The organism is Streptomyces sp. NPDC059866 (assembly GCF_042731325.1).
GTDB classification, from domain to species: domain Bacteria; phylum Actinomycetota; class Actinomycetes; order Streptomycetales; family Streptomycetaceae; genus Streptomyces; species Streptomyces flavusporus.
Genome location: NZ_JBHWJT010000003.1, coordinates 18,857 through 34,913 on the forward strand (window position 1 = coordinate 18,857; position 16,057 = coordinate 34,913).

18 protein-coding genes and 1 pseudogene are annotated in these 16,057 nt (G+C 69.5%); 11 read left to right on the forward strand and 8 right to left on the reverse strand.

Features of this window, described 5'->3' with window-relative positions:
- Nucleotides 1-71 precede the first annotated feature (71 nt).
- From ACFV7R_RS04480 to ACFV7R_RS04495, 4 genes and pseudogenes are all read right to left on the reverse strand, one after another.
- Nucleotides 72-863 (reverse strand): ATP-binding cassette domain-containing protein, encoded by a 792-nt coding sequence (locus ACFV7R_RS04480; RefSeq protein ID WP_385259805.1) that lies wholly within the window; start codon nucleotides 861-863, stop codon nucleotides 72-74.
- Nucleotides 860-1,887 (reverse strand): annotated as a pseudogene (locus ACFV7R_RS04485) (ABC transporter permease). The gene ACFV7R_RS04480 and the pseudogene ACFV7R_RS04485 overlap by 4 nt, the downstream one beginning before the upstream one ends.
- Nucleotides 1,884-2,888, reverse strand: coding sequence for a sugar ABC transporter substrate-binding protein (locus ACFV7R_RS04490; RefSeq protein ID WP_385259806.1), 1,005 nt, complete (start codon nucleotides 2,886-2,888; stop codon nucleotides 1,884-1,886). The pseudogene ACFV7R_RS04485 and the gene ACFV7R_RS04490 overlap by 4 nt, the downstream one beginning before the upstream one ends.
- A 169-nt stretch (nucleotides 2,889-3,057) precedes the next feature.
- Complete coding sequence (locus ACFV7R_RS04495; RefSeq protein ID WP_385260555.1) at nucleotides 3,058-3,807, reverse strand: GntR family transcriptional regulator; 750 nt, start codon at nucleotides 3,805-3,807, stop codon at nucleotides 3,058-3,060.
- A 117-nt stretch (nucleotides 3,808-3,924) separates the two neighbouring features.
- Here ACFV7R_RS04495 and ACFV7R_RS04500 point away from each other — a divergent pair, with 117 nt between their 5' ends.
- The gene (locus ACFV7R_RS04500) at nucleotides 3,925-4,947 is read left to right on the forward strand and encodes a Gfo/Idh/MocA family oxidoreductase (RefSeq protein ID WP_129801398.1); all 1,023 of its coding nucleotides are present in this window, start codon (nucleotides 3,925-3,927) and stop codon (nucleotides 4,945-4,947) included.
- Between the two features lie 34 nt (nucleotides 4,948-4,981).
- Here ACFV7R_RS04500 and ACFV7R_RS04505 read toward each other — a convergent pair whose 3' ends face one another.
- The 3 genes from ACFV7R_RS04505 to ACFV7R_RS04515 all read right to left on the reverse strand — a co-directional run bounded on the left by ACFV7R_RS04505 (nucleotide 4,982) and on the right by ACFV7R_RS04515 (nucleotide 8,198).
- Complete coding sequence (locus tag ACFV7R_RS04505; RefSeq protein WP_385259807.1) at nucleotides 4,982-5,662, reverse strand: response regulator; 681 nt, start codon at nucleotides 5,660-5,662, stop codon at nucleotides 4,982-4,984.
- A gap of 52 nt (nucleotides 5,663-5,714) precedes the next feature.
- On the reverse strand, nucleotides 5,715-6,830 hold the full coding sequence (locus ACFV7R_RS04510; RefSeq protein WP_385259808.1) for a hypothetical protein: 1,116 nt from the start codon (nucleotides 6,828-6,830) through the stop codon (nucleotides 5,715-5,717).
- Between the two features lie 111 nt (nucleotides 6,831-6,941).
- Complete coding sequence (locus ACFV7R_RS04515) at nucleotides 6,942-8,198, reverse strand: sensor histidine kinase (RefSeq protein WP_385259810.1); 1,257 nt, start codon at nucleotides 8,196-8,198, stop codon at nucleotides 6,942-6,944.
- 170 nt (nucleotides 8,199-8,368) lie between these two features.
- On the opposite strand from ACFV7R_RS04515, the gene ACFV7R_RS04520 reads away from it, so the two are divergent.
- From ACFV7R_RS04520 to ACFV7R_RS04540, 5 genes are all read left to right on the forward strand, one after another.
- Complete coding sequence (locus ACFV7R_RS04520) at nucleotides 8,369-8,569, forward strand: hypothetical protein (protein WP_385259813.1); 201 nt, start codon at nucleotides 8,369-8,371, stop codon at nucleotides 8,567-8,569.
- A 116-nt stretch (nucleotides 8,570-8,685) separates the two neighbouring features.
- Nucleotides 8,686-9,072, forward strand: a complete 387-nt coding sequence (locus tag ACFV7R_RS04525) for a ribonuclease domain-containing protein (protein ID WP_385259816.1) — start codon at nucleotides 8,686-8,688, stop codon at nucleotides 9,070-9,072.
- A gap of 283 nt (nucleotides 9,073-9,355) precedes the next feature.
- A complete protein-coding gene (locus tag ACFV7R_RS04530; protein WP_385259818.1) occupies nucleotides 9,356-10,288 on the forward strand; it encodes an SDR family oxidoreductase in 933 nt (310 codons plus the stop codon).
- An 88-nt stretch (nucleotides 10,289-10,376) separates the two neighbouring features.
- Nucleotides 10,377-10,850, forward strand: a complete 474-nt coding sequence (locus tag ACFV7R_RS04535; RefSeq protein WP_385259819.1) for a carboxymuconolactone decarboxylase family protein — start codon at nucleotides 10,377-10,379, stop codon at nucleotides 10,848-10,850.
- A 236-nt stretch (nucleotides 10,851-11,086) separates the two neighbouring features.
- Entirely contained in the window at nucleotides 11,087-11,575 is a 489-nt protein-coding gene (locus ACFV7R_RS04540) for a cupin domain-containing protein (protein ID WP_224734760.1), read from the forward strand.
- Between the two features lie 67 nt (nucleotides 11,576-11,642).
- Here the strand turns inward: ACFV7R_RS04540 and ACFV7R_RS04545 are convergent, their stop codons facing one another.
- Nucleotides 11,643-11,852 (reverse strand): hypothetical protein, encoded by a 210-nt coding sequence (locus ACFV7R_RS04545; protein ID WP_385259821.1) that lies wholly within the window; start codon nucleotides 11,850-11,852, stop codon nucleotides 11,643-11,645.
- A gap of 51 nt (nucleotides 11,853-11,903) precedes the next feature.
- Here ACFV7R_RS04545 and ACFV7R_RS04550 point away from each other — a divergent pair, with 51 nt between their 5' ends.
- The 5 genes from ACFV7R_RS04550 to ACFV7R_RS04570 all read left to right on the forward strand — a co-directional run bounded on the left by ACFV7R_RS04550 (nucleotide 11,904) and on the right by ACFV7R_RS04570 (nucleotide 15,986).
- A complete protein-coding gene (locus ACFV7R_RS04550) occupies nucleotides 11,904-12,062 on the forward strand; it encodes a hypothetical protein (protein WP_385259822.1) in 159 nt (52 codons plus the stop codon).
- A 368-nt stretch (nucleotides 12,063-12,430) separates the two neighbouring features.
- Nucleotides 12,431-13,174 carry an SDR family oxidoreductase gene (locus tag ACFV7R_RS04555; protein ID WP_385259823.1) on the forward strand — a complete coding sequence of 248 codons (744 nt, stop codon included), beginning with the start codon at nucleotides 12,431-12,433 and terminating at the stop codon, nucleotides 13,172-13,174.
- Nucleotides 13,175-13,345: 171 nt separating this feature from the next.
- Nucleotides 13,346-14,077: a class I SAM-dependent methyltransferase gene (locus ACFV7R_RS04560; protein WP_385259825.1), complete on the forward strand. Its 732-nt coding sequence runs from the start codon at nucleotides 13,346-13,348 to the stop codon at nucleotides 14,075-14,077.
- A 195-nt stretch (nucleotides 14,078-14,272) separates the two neighbouring features.
- Nucleotides 14,273-15,199, forward strand: coding sequence for an RNA polymerase sigma-70 factor (locus tag ACFV7R_RS04565; protein ID WP_385259826.1), 927 nt, complete (start codon nucleotides 14,273-14,275; stop codon nucleotides 15,197-15,199).
- 289 nt (nucleotides 15,200-15,488) lie between these two features.
- On the forward strand, nucleotides 15,489-15,986 hold the full coding sequence (locus ACFV7R_RS04570) for an Ohr family peroxiredoxin (protein ID WP_385259828.1): 498 nt from the start codon (nucleotides 15,489-15,491) through the stop codon (nucleotides 15,984-15,986).
- Nucleotides 15,987-16,057: the final 71 nt, after the last annotated feature.

Genomic DNA, 16,057 nt, shown 5'->3' on the forward strand with positions numbered 1-16,057 from the left:
CGGCACGGGGTGGTTCGTGACGTACGCCGGCTGCGGGTCATTGTGGCTGGTCGCGCAGTTCCCCGTGCCCCTCAGGTGCGCTGCAGTTCATGGCGTAGATCGTCCAGGTCGTTTCCGCCTGCCATCTGGCGTGTCAGCTCGTCCAATGTCACCGAGTCACGTGTGTGGTTCGCCACCATGCTGCCGCGCTTCAGCAGCACGAAACGGTCGCCGACCAGATACGCGTGATGCGGGTTGTGGGTGATCAACACAACACCCAGCCCCTGGTCCCTGGCCGCCGCCACATACTTCAGGACCACCCCTGACTGCTTCACACCCAGTGCCGCCGTCGGCTCGTCCAGGACGAGGACCTCGGCGCCGAAGTGCACCGCCCGGGCGATGGCCACGCACTGGCGCTCGCCGCCCGAGAGGGTGCCGATCGGCTGGTCCACATCGCGCAGGTCGATGCCCATGCGCAGGAGTTCGGAGTGGGTGGTGCGGCGCATGAGGTCGACGTCCATGCGCTTGAAGGGGCCGGTGCCCTTGCGGGGTTCGGAGCCCAGGAAGAAGTTCCGCCAGACCGGCATCAAAGGGACGACGGCCAGGTCCTGGTAGACCGTGGCGATACCGCGGTCCAGGGCCTCGCGCGGGGAGGCGAGGCGGGTCTCCTCGCCCTCGATGCGCAGGGTGCCGCCGTCGTGCTGGTGCAGACCGGCGATGATCTTGATCAGGGTCGACTTGCCCGCCCCGTTGTCGCCGAGGACGCAGGTGATCTCCCCGGCATGGACCTCCAGCGAGACACCTTCGAGGGCGCGGACGTTGCCGTAGTGCTTGCTGACGTCGGACAGCTCCACGAGCGCCGTACGCCGAGGGGTTTTGGTCACTTGGTGGCCTCCGCGCGCTTGCGGACCCAGGCGTTGAGCAGGGTCGCGAGGAGCAGCATCGCTCCGAGGAAGAACTTGAACCAGTCGGGGTTCCACTCGGCGAAGACGATGCCCTTGCTGGTCATGCCGAAGATGAACGCGCCGACCGCCGAGCCGACCGCGCTGCCGTAGCCGCCGGTGATCAGGCAGCCGCCGATGACGGCGGCGATGATGTAGATCAGCTCGTTGCCCACGCCCTCGCCGGACTGGACGACGTCGTAGGAGAAGAGCAGGTGCTGGCCGGAGATCCAGGCGCCGAAGGCGACGCCCATGTAGAGGCCGATCTTGGTCCTGGCGACCGGGACGCCGACCGCGCGGGCCGCGTCCTGGTTGCCGCCGACCGCGAAGATCCAGTTGCCGGCGCGGGTACGCAGCAGGATCCAGCTGGCGAGGGCGATCAGGGCGAACCACCACAGGATGGTGATCTTGAAGTCGACGCCGCCGACGGTCAGGGTCGAGGCGAAGACGTCGTGGGCGGTGGGGAAGCCCTCCATGTCGGCGATCGTCTTGGTGGAGACGGTGCCGGAGATCAGTTTGGTGAAGCCGAGGTTCATGCCGGTCAGCATCAGGAAGGTGCCGAGCGTGATGATGAAGCTCGGCAGCCTGGTGCGGGTGAGCATGAAGCCGTTGAAGGCGCCGATCGCGAGCGTGACCAGCAGGAGACGCCGACGCCGACCCAGACGTTCGCCGTCATCTGGTAGCTGAACATCGACGAGACCAGCGCCGAGGACGTCACGAGGACGCCCGCGGACAGGTCGAACTCGCCGCCGATCATCAGCAGGGCGACCGGGACGGCCATGATGCCGATCGTGGAGGACGCGTAGAGGACGGTGCTCAGGCTGGACGCCTTCAGGAAGCTGTCGGCGGCGACCGCGAAGAAGAGGAAGACCGCGATCGCGCCGACGACCGAGCCCAGTTCCGGGCGGCCGAGCAGCTTACGCAGCGGCGAGGCGTGCAGAATCCTTTCGTCAGTGATCGCGCTCATCGGGTGCCCCGCTCGGTGTACTCCGCGAGCGCGCCCGCCTGGTCCTTGGTGATGATCTGCGGGCCGGTGAGCACGGGCTCGCCGCCGCCGAGGACGTCGGCGTTGTACTTGTACAGCCACAGCAGGTCGACCGCCTGGTAGCCCTGCAGGTAGGGCTGCTGGTCGACCGCGAAGCCGAGAGTGCCGGCCTTCAGTGCGGCGACCACCTTGGCGTTGAGGTCGAAGGTGTCGATCTCGGCGTCGCTGCCGGCGCTCTCCCTTGCCTTGACGGCGGTGTCGGCGTACGGGGCGCCGAGCGTGACGACGGCGTCGACCGCGGTGTCGGACTGCAGCTTGGCCTCGAGGGCGGACTGCACGTCGGGCATGTTGGTACCGGTGACGTAGAGGTTCTGCACGGTGCCGTCGAAGGTCTCCCGCACGCCGGCGCAGCGCTGCTCGTGGCCGACGTTGCCCTGCTCGTGCAGGACGCAGACCGCCTTCTTCTTCCCGCGCTCGTTCAGCTCCTCGCCGACGGCCCGGCCCGCGATCGTCTCGTCCTGGCCGATGTGGGTGAGGGCGCCGAACTCCTTGGACTCCGCGGAGCCGGAGTTCACGGTGATCACCGGGATGCCGGCCTTGACGGCGCGGGCGACGGCGGCCTTCATCGCATCGGGCTTGGCGAGGGTGACGATGATGCCGTCGACGCCCTTGTCGACGGCCGCGTCCACGAGCTGCGCCTGCTGCTGGGCCTCGTCGTCGTGGGAGTACAGGAAGTTGATGTTGTCCTTGACGGCGGCCTGCTCGGCGCCGCTCTGGACGATGTCCCAGAAGGTGTCGCCGTCGCCCGAGTGAGTGATCATGGCGAAGGTCCAGCGGGGCGTGTTCACTGCTGCCTTGCCCTGGGCGGCCGCGGCCTTGCGGGCGTCCTCGGCGCGTTTGCCGCCGGTGCTGCTGCAACCCGCGAGGGAGGCGCACAGCACCCCTGCCACCGCGATGCCTACCCAGGTCCGAAACCGTGCCACGAGGCCGTGCCCTTCTTGCTGTGTTTCAGGTACGCAAGGGGCCGGTCATCCCGCCGACCCCAAACGCCCCAGTATGAACACGGGGATCGGGTGTCTCGTGACCGGGGAGCGCGAGTCGGTCGCCTTGTCCGGACATTGCGACGAACGGGGCCGGCTCCGCGCGGGGTCGTCAGGGTCGTACGAGCAACTGGAACTCGAAGGAGTAGCGGGTCGGACGGTAGGTGTGCGTGCCGTACTCGACGGCCCGGCCGGTGTCGTCGAAGGTCGTGCGCTGCATGGTCAGCAGGGGGGCGCCCTCGCTCTCGCCGAGCCGTTCGGCCTCGACGGCGGTGGCGGCGCGGGCTCCGATGGACTGCCGGGCGCTGTGCAGGGTGATCCCGGCGGCACGCATCAGCCGGTACAGGCCGGTGGCCTCCAGTTGCGCGGTGTCCAGTTCGATCAGGCCGGGCGGCAGGAAGTTGCACAGGTACGCCATCGGCTCCCCGTGCGCCAGCCGCAGCCGTTCCACCCGGTGCACATCGCTGTCCTCAACGACCCCGAGCGCTGCCGCCACCTCGGCCGACGCCGGGACGACGGTGTTGACCAGGACCTTGGTCGCCGGGCGCTGCCCGGCCGCCTCCAGGTCGTCGTAGAGGCTGCTGAGCTCCAGCGGCCGCTTGACCTGGCTGTGCACGACCTGGGTGCCGACACCGCGGCGGCGCACGAGCAGGCCCTTGTCGACCAGGGACTGGATGGCCTGGCGGACGGTGGGGCGGGACAGGCCGAGCCGGGCGGCGAGCTCGATCTCGTTGCCCAGCAGGCTGCCGGGGGTGAGCGTTCCCCGCTCGATCGCGGCCTCGAGCTGCTGGGACAGCTGGAAGTACAGCGGCACCGGGGAACTCCGGTCCACGCTGAGGTCGAGCTGTGCGGTCGGGTCCACATCTGGTTTCGGCACGGGGCGAGCGTAGCTCCGTGACGGGATGACGGGAAGTTGTGTAGTCCGATTGTCCGGACATAAGCATTGACAGTGCGGTGGGTGCGACCCCACTTTGTTTCCATGCGCATCGGGGTCATCGGGACGGGCCGCATCGGCACCATTCATGCGAACACGCTCAGCCGCCACCGGGACGTGGGCTCCTTGATCCTCACGGACGTGGACCCCGCGCGGGCGCAGGAGCTGGCGCACCGGCTCGGGGAGACGGCCGCGCCGGGCGTGGACGAGATCTTCCGGTGGGGTGTGGACGCCGTGGTGATCACGACGGCGACATCGGCCCACGCCGATCTGATCGGGCGGGCGGCACGTTCGGGGCTGCCGGTGTTCTGCGAGAAGCCGATCGCGCTCGACCTGCCCGGCTCACTGCATGCGATCGCCGAGGTCGAGGCCGCCGGAACGATCCTCCAGATGGGCTTCCAGCGCCGCTTCGACGCGGGCTACACGGGCGCGCGCGAGGCGGTCCGCTCGGGCCGGCTCGGGCGGCTGCACACCGTACGGGCGCTGACCTCCGACCAGGAGCCGCCGCCGGTCGCGTATCTGCCGCTGTCCGGGGGGCTCTTCCGGGACACGTTGATCCATGACTTCGACATGGTGCGCTGGGTGACCGGGCACGAGGTCGTCGACGTGTACGCCGCCGGGTCCGACGCCGGTCCCCCGGTGTTCCGCGAGGCGGGCGACGTCGACACGGCGGCCGTGCTCCTCACCCTCGACGACGGCACGCTGACCACGGCCACCGCGACACGGCTGAACGGGGCGGGCTACGACGTGCGCATGGAGCTCGCCGGGGAGCTGGACCAGGTCGTGGTCGGGCTGGACGACCGTACGCCGATCGCGTCGACCGAGCCGACCGGGCCGCCGGCCGCCAGCAAGCCGTGGACCACCTTCCTGGAGCGGTTCGGCCCCGCCTACGAGGCCGAGCTGTGCGCGTTCGTGGAGGTGGTGCGGGGCGAGCGGGCCAACCCCTGCGACGGGCGCGAGGCGTTGCAGGCGCTCAGGATCGCCGAGGCCTGCGAACTCTCGCGCCGGGAGCACAGACCCGTCCGGCTCGCGGAGATCCCGGGCGGGGCCGAGCCGGTGCTGAGGTGAGCGGACGCGGGGTGGGGGCATCAGGCCGGCACGCCTACCGCCCGTCCTGATCGCCGTCCCCGACGAGTCCCGCGTCGTATGCCAGCAGGGCGATCTGCACCCGGTTGTTCAGGTCGAGCTTGGCGAGGATGCGGGAGACGTGGGTCTTGACCGTGGCGACGCTCATGAAGAGTTCCGCGGCGATCCCGGCATTGGCCAGACCCCGGCCGACCGCGACGGCGACCTCCCGCTCGCGGTCGTTGAGGGCCGCGATGCGCTCCCGCGCGCGGGTGCGGCGGTTGTCGGCGGCGGTGCCGACCGCGTGCTCCATCAACTGGCGGGTGACGGTGGGCGACAGGACGGGGTCCCCGGCGGCGACCCTGCGTACGGCGTCGAGTATCTCGGCGGGCGGGGTGTCCTTGAGGACGAACCCGGCCGCGCCCGCGCGCAGCGCCCGCAGCACCTGGTCGTCGGCGTGAAAGGTGGTCAGGACCACGACCTGCGGGGCGTCCTCGCGTCCGCGCAGCCGCTCGGTGGCGGTGAGGCCGTCCACCGTCGGCATCCGGATGTCCATCAGGACGACGTCGGGGCGGGTGCGGTCGACGAGCGCCTCGACCTCGCCGCCGTCGGCGGCCTCGCCGACGATCTCGATGTCGTCCGCACCCCCCATCATGAAGGACAGTCCCGCCCGCACCAGTGGGTCGTCGTCGACGAGGAGCAGTCTGATCGCAGTCATGGGCCATACGTAATCACGGTCGCACAAGGTGTACCGCGCAGCGGTGCGGGTCTCAGCGCCGCAGGGTCACGCCGTGCAGGGCGCGCAGTCGCCGGATCTCCCACCAGGCCACGGCGGTGACCGAGGCCGGGCCGCCGAACAGGGCGAGGATCTGGATCACGGGCGGGCCGGGGGGCAGTCCGCCCGCGAGCATGCTGATCGCGGCGAACTCCCACACCAGGGTGCCGGTGAGCAGGGCGGGCAGCGCGGGGTGCACCGCGGCGGCGTTGAAACCGCTGCGGATCGCGGGGCCGGTGGCGAAGCCGAGGAAGAACAGCAGCCAGACGAACGGCAGGAAGACCGCCAGTACGACCCAGGGCGAGCCGTACCAGGCACCGGCGGGGATGTCCGACTCGTTCGCGGTCAGAGAGATCCCCACCAGGCACAGCGGCACCCCTGTCACAGCACCGACGTACCACAGCGCCGACCGTCCCGCGGCGCGCAGCCGCGGTCGCATCTCGGCCCGCGCCGCCGCCGACGCCATGCGGAACAGCAGGGCGATGACCACGGGGGCGCTCACCAGCAGCAGCGGCGGGGTGACGGCCAGCCGCATCATGTACTGCTGCTGGGCCTCACTGATGTCCTCCGGTTTTCCGTACACGGCAAGCAGCAGAAGGGACATGACGGCCGCGGTCCAGGCCCGCGCCTTCTGGATGCGCCACACGTGGGGATCGTCGAAGTGCCGGTGACCACGCACCGGGAAGAGCCGGTGCGCCCGGATGCGGGCCGAGCGGGCGAAGGAGTAGCCCGCCATGAGGGGCACGATCGCGAACCAGCTGCACGGGAACACCAGAAGCGCCCACACACAGCCGTGGATCCGGGTCCGCCCGGCCCGCAACAGCTCACGCAGGGGCGGCCATTCGGCGCCCCGCAGACCGCCCAGCAGCGACCAGAGGGAGTCGTTGCGGCGCGGCGGGACGTACGGCTGCGGGTGCGGCGGGAAGCCCGGCGGGTGCGGAGCGTAGGGGTTGTTGTACGGCGGCTGACCGGGCTGCGGCGGGACGTACGGCGGCGGATACGGTCCCGGGTTCGGGGGCGGGACGTAGGGGCCCGGGTTCGGGGGCGGCGGATACGGTCCGCCGTTCGGTGGCCACTGCGGCTGGTACGGGTTGGGTCCCCCGAAACTCACTGTGCTGTTTCCCTTCCGGTGCGTGTGCTGCTGACGGCTGGACATACGTCAGCCCATCGCGTCACACAAGTCAACTTGCTGTGCACCGAAGAGACATGGGCAGCGCCCGGCTCACCCCCAGGGCAGCCACGCCCGCACCTCGAAGCCGCCGTCCTCGCGCGGCCCGTGCTCCAGGCGGCCGCCGGCCAGCGTGGCACGTTCGGTCAGGCCGATCAGGCCCTGTCCGGAGCCGGGGACGGGCGGGACCTCCCCCTCGGGGGCCGGGTTGCGTACGCAGACGGTGAGGCCCTCGCCCGGCGCGCCCGTCACGGACACGGTGACCTCGGTGCCCGGGGCGTGCTTGCGGGCGTTGGTGAGGCCCTCCTGGGCGATGCGGTAGGCGGTGCGGCCGACGGATGCGGGGACGGCCGCCGGCTCCGTGACCCGCATGAGGAGGGTGACCTTCGTGCCGGCCTCGCGGGACTCGGCGACCAGCGCGTCGAGGGCGGCAAGCGTCGGCTGGGGGCGGCCCGCCTCGTCGGGCTCGCTCGCCCGCAGGACGCCGATGATCTCCCGCAGGTCCTGCAGGGCCTCGTGCGCGCTCTCCCGGATGACACCGGCCGCCCGCGCCACCTCGTCGCGGGGTGCGTCGGGCCGGAACTCCAGCGCGCCGGCGTGCACGCTGAGCAGGGTCAGCCGGTGGGCGAGCACATCGTGCATCTCCCGGGCGATGGCCTCGCGGGCGAGCTGCTGGGCCTGCTCGGCACGCAGCCGCGCTTCCGTCTCGGCCCGCTGGGCGCGGTCGCGCAGGCTGAGCATGAGCTGGCGTTTGGACCGGACGAGCATGCCCCAGCCGATGACGCTGGCGCTGAGCAGGACGGTGAACGCGACCGCCGCGACGTACGGCAGGGTCGGTTCCGGGCGCAGCCAGAAGAAGAGCGGGACCAGTGCTGTGGAGATACCGCCGACCCAGCCCACGTACCGGAAGGGCCGGTGCACCGCGAGGGTGAAGAAGGCGACCAGGCCGGCGCCGCCCGCGGTGTTCGAGACGAAGCCGACGGGAAGCATCGCGAGGGCGAGACCGAGCGGCCAGCGGCGGCGCAGCCAGACCGCGGCGCAGGCCAGGGCGCCGAGCCACTGGTCGACGACCAGGAGGGACGGCGGGGTGTTCTCGGGGGTCATGGAGTCCGCTGCCGCCAGACCGAAGACGACAGCCACCAGGAAGAGGCTGAAGTCGACCAGCCAGTCGCGCAGCGTGCGCCGGGGCCGGCGTCCGGGCCGTCCGGCGTCCGGATCGAGGGCGTGGACCAGGGCGGACGGGAACAACCACCGGCGTCCCTCGAACGCCGGCGGAGGCTGCAGGGTCCCGTCGTCTTTCACGGTCGACAAATCTACGCAGGGACGGACCGCGACACCTCCCCGCAAGCCGGATCGTCGACCAAAGTCGCGGCACCGACGACTTTCGGCGTGGTGGGCGGGCGAGATCACCGACTTCCGGACCGAGAGGCTCGCCCCGCGGCCGATGTGCGCGGGAGGTCCGCGGGGCGAGGGTCGTGGTCATGAAACAGCTGCTGGAACTTCTCGGTTTCCTCGCCCTGGTGCAGGGCGCCATGGGTCTGCTGCACGAGTTCACCGACTGGCACATCGGTCTCGTGCAGCGGGTCGGTTTCCTCGAGGGTTACGAGATCTACGCGAGCGTCGCCCTGGTGGTGCTGGCGTTCGCCCTGTTCGCCGCGGCGGAGAGCCGGAAGTCCGGCTGAGGGCCGGGCAGCGCCTCGGCGCGCGAGGTTAACTTCCCGAAAACTCATCGGACTTGACGGAAAAATCTCGGGATTGTCATTGACATGCCATGCTCTACGCGCGTCACCATGGGGACATGAGATTCCCCCCACGCGCCACTCGGATCGGCGCCGCAGCCGCTCTCCTGTCCGCCCTGTTCGTGGGCGGCACCGTCACCGCCACGCCGGCGGCCGCCGCGGTCGGCAGCATCTGCCACAGCGACCTGCCCTCGCAGGCGTACGACACCCTCGAGCTGATCGAGGCCGGCGGCCCCTTCCCCTACGAACAGGACGGCACCGTCTTCCAGAACCGGGAAGGCATCCTGCCCAGCCAGTCCTCCGGCTACTACCACGAGTACACCGTGATCACGCCGGGCTCCTCCACGCGCGGTGCGCGCCGCATCGTCACCGGTGAGGAGTACCAGGAGGACTACTACACGGCGGACCACTACGCCTCGTTCGACCTGATCGACTACGACTGCTGAGTCCCCCACGACTCGGTCCGAGGAACAGTGCAACCCGCCCCGGAAGGGCCGGGTCCCTGACCGCAGAACCCCTTGCCCCGCGTACCCCCCACCTCGCCTGTGGACGCGGGGCAAGGCGCGTTCTGCCACATTGTGGGTCACACCGTGTTGCTGCAAGCGTCCGCTCCGCAGCACCGATGTCATCCATGCCCTGTCAGTCCATGGTTGAGCGCCACATGGATCGGGCGGCTCCGTTCATGGACGTTGGTGCTGGTTGAAAGGCCTGCACGAGTGGGAGCTCGAGATGACTGAAGTAACCGTGCCCGACCTGCGAGGAAAGCTCGCCGTGGTGACCGGGGCGAGCGACGGCGTCGGCCTGGGGCTGGCCGAACGGCTCGCTCGCGCCGGCGCCGAACTTGTCCTGCCGGTGCGCAACGCCTCCAAAGGTGCCGCCGCGCTGGAACGCATCCGTGCGAGCGCGCCGGGGGCACAGGTCTCCACACGCGTCCTCGACCTGGCTTCCCTCGCCTCGGTCGAAACCCTCGCCGACACGCTGAACGCGGAAGGCAGACCGGTCAACCTCCTGATCAACAATGCCGGCGTGATGGCCCCGTCTGTCCGGCACACGACAGAGGACGGGTACGAGCTGCAGTTCGGAACCAACCATCTCGGCCATGTGGCACTCACCGGGCGTCTGATGCCCTTGCTGCGCGCCGGTCAGGCTCGTGTGACCACCGTGACCAGCAGCGCCGCACGCGGCGGCAGGATCAACTGGGACGACCTGCAGAGCGAGCAGCGCTACTCGCCGGTGCGTGCCTACAACCTGTCCAAGCTGGCCAACCTGCTGTTCGCCCTCGAGCTGAACCGGCTGAGCGCGGCAGGCGAATGGGGCATCGTCAGCAACGCCGCTCACCCCGGTACGACACTGACCAACCTCTACGCCTCCGGGCCCAACCTCGGACGCACCCGCCCCGCACCCCATGAGGCGATCATGAAGCGGCTCGCGCGCTGGGGGATCTTCGTGCAATCCGTCGACGCCGGGCTGCTTCCCCCGCTGTACGCGGCCACGAGCCCTGACGCACGAGGCGGGCGCTTGTACGGCCCTGACGGTCTGGGCCAGTTCACCGGCAGCCCCACACAACTGGCGATCTACAAGTCGGCCCGGGACGAGGCCGACGCAGCCCGGCTCTGGCAGATCTCCGAGCGTCTCACAGGCGTCACGTTCGCGGCCGTCTGAGTCAGCCGGCCCGTTCACCGGATCACGTCACATTCTGCCGGGCTGTCCGGTCAGTGGTGTGTATCCGCATCTCGACCAGGAGATCGCCATGGACTCGCGTGTCAACTACTTCGGCAATTCCCTCGCGAACAAGGTGCTGAAGCACATCAACTCGGCGAGCAAGGTCCTGTCGGACTCGGGGCTGCCCGCCGCCACCCAGGAGCTGGTGAAGATCCGCGCCAGCCAGATCAACGGGTGCGGTTTCTGCACCGACATGCACACCAAGGACGCCGCCGCGGCCGGTGAGACGTCGGTACGCCTCAACCTGGTCGCCGCCTGGCGGGAGGCCACGGTCTTCACCGAGGCGGAACGCGCCGCGCTGGAGCTGGCCGAGCAGGGGACCCGGATCGCCGACGCGGCCGGCGGGGTCACCGACGAGGCCTGGACGAACGCCGCCAAGTACTACGACGAGGACCAGCTCGTGGCGCTGATCTCCCTCATCGCCGTCATCAACTCCTACAACCGCATCAACGTCATCAACCAGCAGCCCGCCGGCGGCTACCGGCCCGGCCAGTTCGGCTGACCCAGGACAGCCGGCCCGGCCGCACACATGCCGTCCGTCTCCGCGTCGCCCCGGCCTACGGCGCAGCCTGTCACACCGTGTTCAGCCATCGTCGCCGTGGCGGCGCTGCCGCTGCTCGCCGGCATGGAGCCGGAAAAGCTGCCGCCACAGCTCCTGGCCGGTGTCAGTTGTCATATCCGCCGGGGAGCCTCGGTCGTTGTTCACGAGCGTTGTTCATCCACCGTACGCAAGGAGTGCTGAAGATGTCGTACCCGGAGCAGGTGTACTGGGGAGAGAGCGGCGAGGTCAGCGCCGATTTCCGTCCGGCGAACACCCCGCCCGATGTCGGCGAAGCGGGCAAGGACGCCATTCACTACCTGGCGACCACCACGACCACGCGGGGTGAGTTCGGGCTCTACCGAGTCGAGATGAGGGCGAGAGCCGGCGGCCCCAAAACCCACTTCCACAAGACCATCTCGGAGTCCTTCTACATCCTGGAAGGCACCGTCCGTCTCTTCAACGGAGACAAGTGGATCGATGCGCAGAAGGGCGACTTCCTGCACGTGCCGCAGGGCGGACTGCACGCCTTCCGCAACGACTCCGACGCCCCGGCCGAAATGCTGCTGCTCTTCACCCCCGGCGCACCACGCGAGGAGTACTTCGAGAAGGTGTCACAGCTGGCCCACGCCACGGATGAAGAGCGCGCCAGGTTCTTCGACAAGCACGACTCGTACTTCGTGGAGTGACGAGCTGATACACCGTGCCGGTCGACGACCGAGGCGCTGTCGGCCGTCGGAGCGTGGCTCGGCGGCCTCACTGCACGCGGGTCACGGTCAGGCTCTTCGGGTCCCCGCCTGCGCCGCGCAGGGTGATGTCGAACAACAGCTGTCCTTCACGGGGACCCAGCGTGGCCGAGTGCCCGGGGGTGATCTCCCGTTCCCCGCCCTGGACGCGGATGCCCTGCCTGGGCCCGTTGATGACGGTCACGTACACCGTGGAGGGACCGGTGTTGCGTACCGTCACGACCTTCGTCGGCACGCACCGGCCGCCGCCGGCCGCTGCGGTGGGGCAGACGTGGCGCAAGTCTCCGAATCCGTACGTTCCACAGGAGAGCTCCAGCTCCTGCCCGAGCGTGGAGCGGCAGGTGCGACCGACGCTTACGCGGTCGCTCCGGTCCGGTTCCGCATCATCGCGGACGGCCAGACCGGCGGCCGCCACGGCGAGTACGGCTGAACCCACCAACGCACCCAAGAACAGGCGGCCTTGCTGCCGTCGCCGTTGCGTGCTGCCGGTCACCTGTGAACTGCTCGGCCGGCGGGCGGGTCTGTCGTTCACGGGTGTCCTCGAAATGCTCGGGAGTGGCGGCGCCCACACGTCAGCGGCCTCGGCTCTCGGTGTGATCGTGTGTCTTGGTCCCCTGACCGTTTCCGATGATGACCGAGTGCGCTGTGGATCTGTGACACGGTGGCCGACCGCGTTACGTCGAGCAGTGTCACAACAACAGTGTGAGCCCTGTCCCAGGTGTGGTGGACGGCTGACTTCACCGTCATCGTCATGAAGGCATCAGTGGGGTCACCGACCCCTGACGGAAAGAGACCCAGATGAGAGTCGTTGTTGCGGGAGGCACCGGGCTGATCGGTTCCAGGACCGTTGCCAGGCTCCGGGACCACGGTGTGGAGGTCGTGTCCGTGTCGCGCGGGGAGGGCGTCGACATCACGACCGGGGAGGGTCTCGCCGAGGCCCTGCGGGGCGCCGAGGTCGTGGTGGACGCCACCGACGCGCCCGCGCGTACGGAGAAGGCGAGCGTGGACTTCTTCGGCACCGCCACGGCCACCCTTGTGGAGGCCGCGGCGGCGGCAGGTGCCGAGCATTACGTGGTTCTGTCCGCCGTGGGCGCCGAGCGGCTGAAGTCGGGGTACTTCCGCGCGAAGCTGCTGCAGGAGGAGCAGGTGCGGCGTTCGCCGGTTCCCTTCTCCTCGATCGTGCGCGCCACGCCGTTCTTCGAATCCGTCGAGACCACGGCGCTGACGAACGCGCGTGCGGACGGTGTGCACGTCGCGCCCGTCCTGCTGCGTCCCGTGTCGGCGAACGATGTCGCCGCTGCGGTTGCCCATGTCGCCGTGGGAGTGCCGGCGGCCGGCATTCTCCAGGTCGCCGGCCCGGAGGAACACCGTCTCGACGACCTCGCCGCGAAGCTGCTGGCCGCGCGGGGTGACCTGCGTGATGTCGTCGCAGATGTGCATGCCCCCTTCTTCGGTGCGGAGATCGGGGAACGGGCGCTGCTTCCCGCGCCGGACGCCCACGTGGGGCACGAGACGTTCGCCCAGTGGCTCGCCCGCCGGTGACCCACTCCGTGTGATGCGCGCCTTCACCGCACTCGTCACCGCGCGTATCACCGTGTACCGCACCGGCCACCGACCACCGGCATCCACGAACCGGCTCCGCGCGAGATGTCACAAATACACCGCACAGCCTGTCTTGCTTATATGCAGCTTGTTATATCCAGGGAATCCACCGTGCGCAGGCTGCGGGACGACTATGCGGTCAGCGCCGAGTTCTACGACATCCTGCAGGGCCGGCAGGACGCCACAGAGGTCCGCCGTCTCTACAGCCGTGATGTCGCGAACGCCCGTCTCGGAGTGCTGGATGTCGGTGCCGGCACCGGGCGTGTCACGTTGATGAGTCTGCTGGCATCCCGGGTCGGCGTGCACGCCGTCGAGCCTGCACGCGCCATGCGCACACCGCTGATGACGCGCCTCGCCTCCCTCCCCGCCGGGCTGAGGGAGCGGGTCACTGTTCACCCTCATACGCTTGACGAGGCGGGACTGCAGGGGGTCGCGGACGTGGCCGTCTGCCACAACACGATCGCCTGTCTGGCACCCGCCGCACGGCGTGCCCTTTGGCCGGCCCTCGCACAGGCGCTCGTTCCCGGCGGTTCACTGCTCCTTCAGCTCCCGCCCGCTCACCTTCCGGATGAGGAAACCGTGCGTGTCCTGCCGGGTCAGCGCGTCGGGCAGCACGAGTACGGAGGACGCATGGTGCTGTCGGCCGACGGTGGCCGGATCCACACACGTTTCGACTACTGGGTGCGCGGGGCGGAAGGTGTGCTGCAGGAGTACACCGAGACATTCTGGATGTGGCCGGCCTCTCGCGCCGAGATCGCCGGCGACCTGGCAGAGCACGGGTTCGTTCCGCTGCCCGGACGGGACGAACCGGCCCTGCTCGCGATGGCCCTCACCCAATGGTGACCACCCCTTCACGCAGCGTCCACAACCAGGGCACCGTCCGTCGGACAGGAGAGGCACCGGATGGGTGACGCGGGAGCCACGGGTGCCCGGACAGTCCGCAGGAACACAATGAGTGACACTGAAATTCCACAAACACTGACATCGGTGTGTGTCCTGCCGCGGCCGCATGCACACGCTGCTGTGGCGGCTTGTAGCATGGTGGCCAGGAAGCCGGAAGGGACGACCGTGCACGCTGGTGATGACGCTGACTCCCTTGAGCAGGCGACGAGGGAATTCCTCGCGGCGCGCCCGCAGCTCTTCGGCATCGCGTACCGCATCCTCGGCAGCGCGGTGGAAGCCGAGGACATCGTCCAGGAGGCATGGCTGCGGTGGCAGAACACGGACCGCACGGACGTCCTGGAGCCGGCGGCCTTCCTGACCACCGTCACCGCACGGCTGGCCATCAACTTCGCCCAGTCCGCCCGGGTGCGGCGGGAGTCGTACATCGGACCGTGGCTTCCCGAGCCGATCGACACCACTGAGGACCCTCAGCTGGGGGCGGAACGGGCCGAGGCGCTCGAGCTGGCGGTTCTCTTCCTCCTCGAGAAGCTGAACCCGGTGGAACGGGCGGCCTATGTCCTGAGAGAAGCCTTCGACTACCCCTACAAGCAGGTCGCGGACATCCTGGAAACGAGTGAGGCCAACACCCGCCAGCTGGTGAGCCGTGCGCGCAAGCACCTGGCCTCCGAGCGCAGGGAGCGCGTCAGCCCGGTTGATCACAAACGGCTGCTGGAGGTGTTCCTCGCCGCCGCGCAGACGGGCAATCTGGCGGCGCTCGAGGACGTCCTCGCCGCGGACGTCGTCAGCTGGTCCGACGGCGGCGGGGTGCGCGGCGCGTCGAAGATCCCGGTCGTCGGACGTCCGCGCGTCTCCAAGTACCTCGCGGCGTTCGCGCCCCGGTTCTGGCCCCAGGCGGACATCCGGTGGGTCGAGGCCAACGGACGGCCGGCCGTCCTTGTCTCCGCCGACGGGAATGCCGTGGCCCTGCTGTCCGTCGACGCGTCCGCCGAGGGGATCGACCGGATCATGTGGGTGATGAATCCGGCCAAGCTGCTGCCCTACGTGGCGTCCCTGAGCGCCTGAGACCTCCCGCAGCAGTCGGTGGTGGGGTCCCGGCCGTGTCACAAGTGGGGGGACCTGTCGGTCTACCAGTTATCCGGACCCCAGGGTTCTCCCAGACTTGAAGGACACACGACGTGACGATGGTCATGAGCGGCAGGGTGGCCCTTGCCCGCGGACGGATGTGCTGCCCTACCCGCCAGACAAGAACACCCGCAGAGGCCGGCTCCTCCCCTTCCACCGCCTTGCCTGTTCTGTGCGGGCGGGGGAGGTCCTGGCCGGGCGGGCACCGTGACGACACCGGAGTCATGCTGTGAACGACCAGATCAGGTTGCCCGATCTGTCCACCGACAAGGACTTCGAGGGGGAGTCCTTCTCCCCCATCTACTCCACGACCGTGACCGTCAGCGGCGGCACTGCCGCGCACGGGCGAGCCACGGGGAGAGCACGGTCGGCCGACGGGGCCATGGATCTTGACCTGCGTATGCCCGCCGAGCTCGGCGGGGACGGTCGGGGAAACAACCCCGAGCAGTTGTTCGCCGCCGGCTTCGCGGCCTGCTACCACGGGGCCCTGAGCCTGGTGGCGCGGCGGGAGGCACTCGATCCTGCCGCAATCTCCGTGGAGGCGACCGTGGCGTTCGGGCGGGATCCGGAAGACGGCGGCTATCTGCTGCACGTCGACCTGCTGGTCAGGTGGCCAGGCGTCACTTCGGAGATCGCCACTCCCCTCCTGGAGAAGGCCGAATCACTGTCCCCCTACGCCAAGATGGCCGGGCAGGGAACGCCGACAACCATCCTGTTGGCTTCCTAGCCCCGACTTCAGGGCCGTGGGGGGGGGGGGCGGTGGGGGGGACAGACCCCCCCACCCCCCAGGCGGGGCGG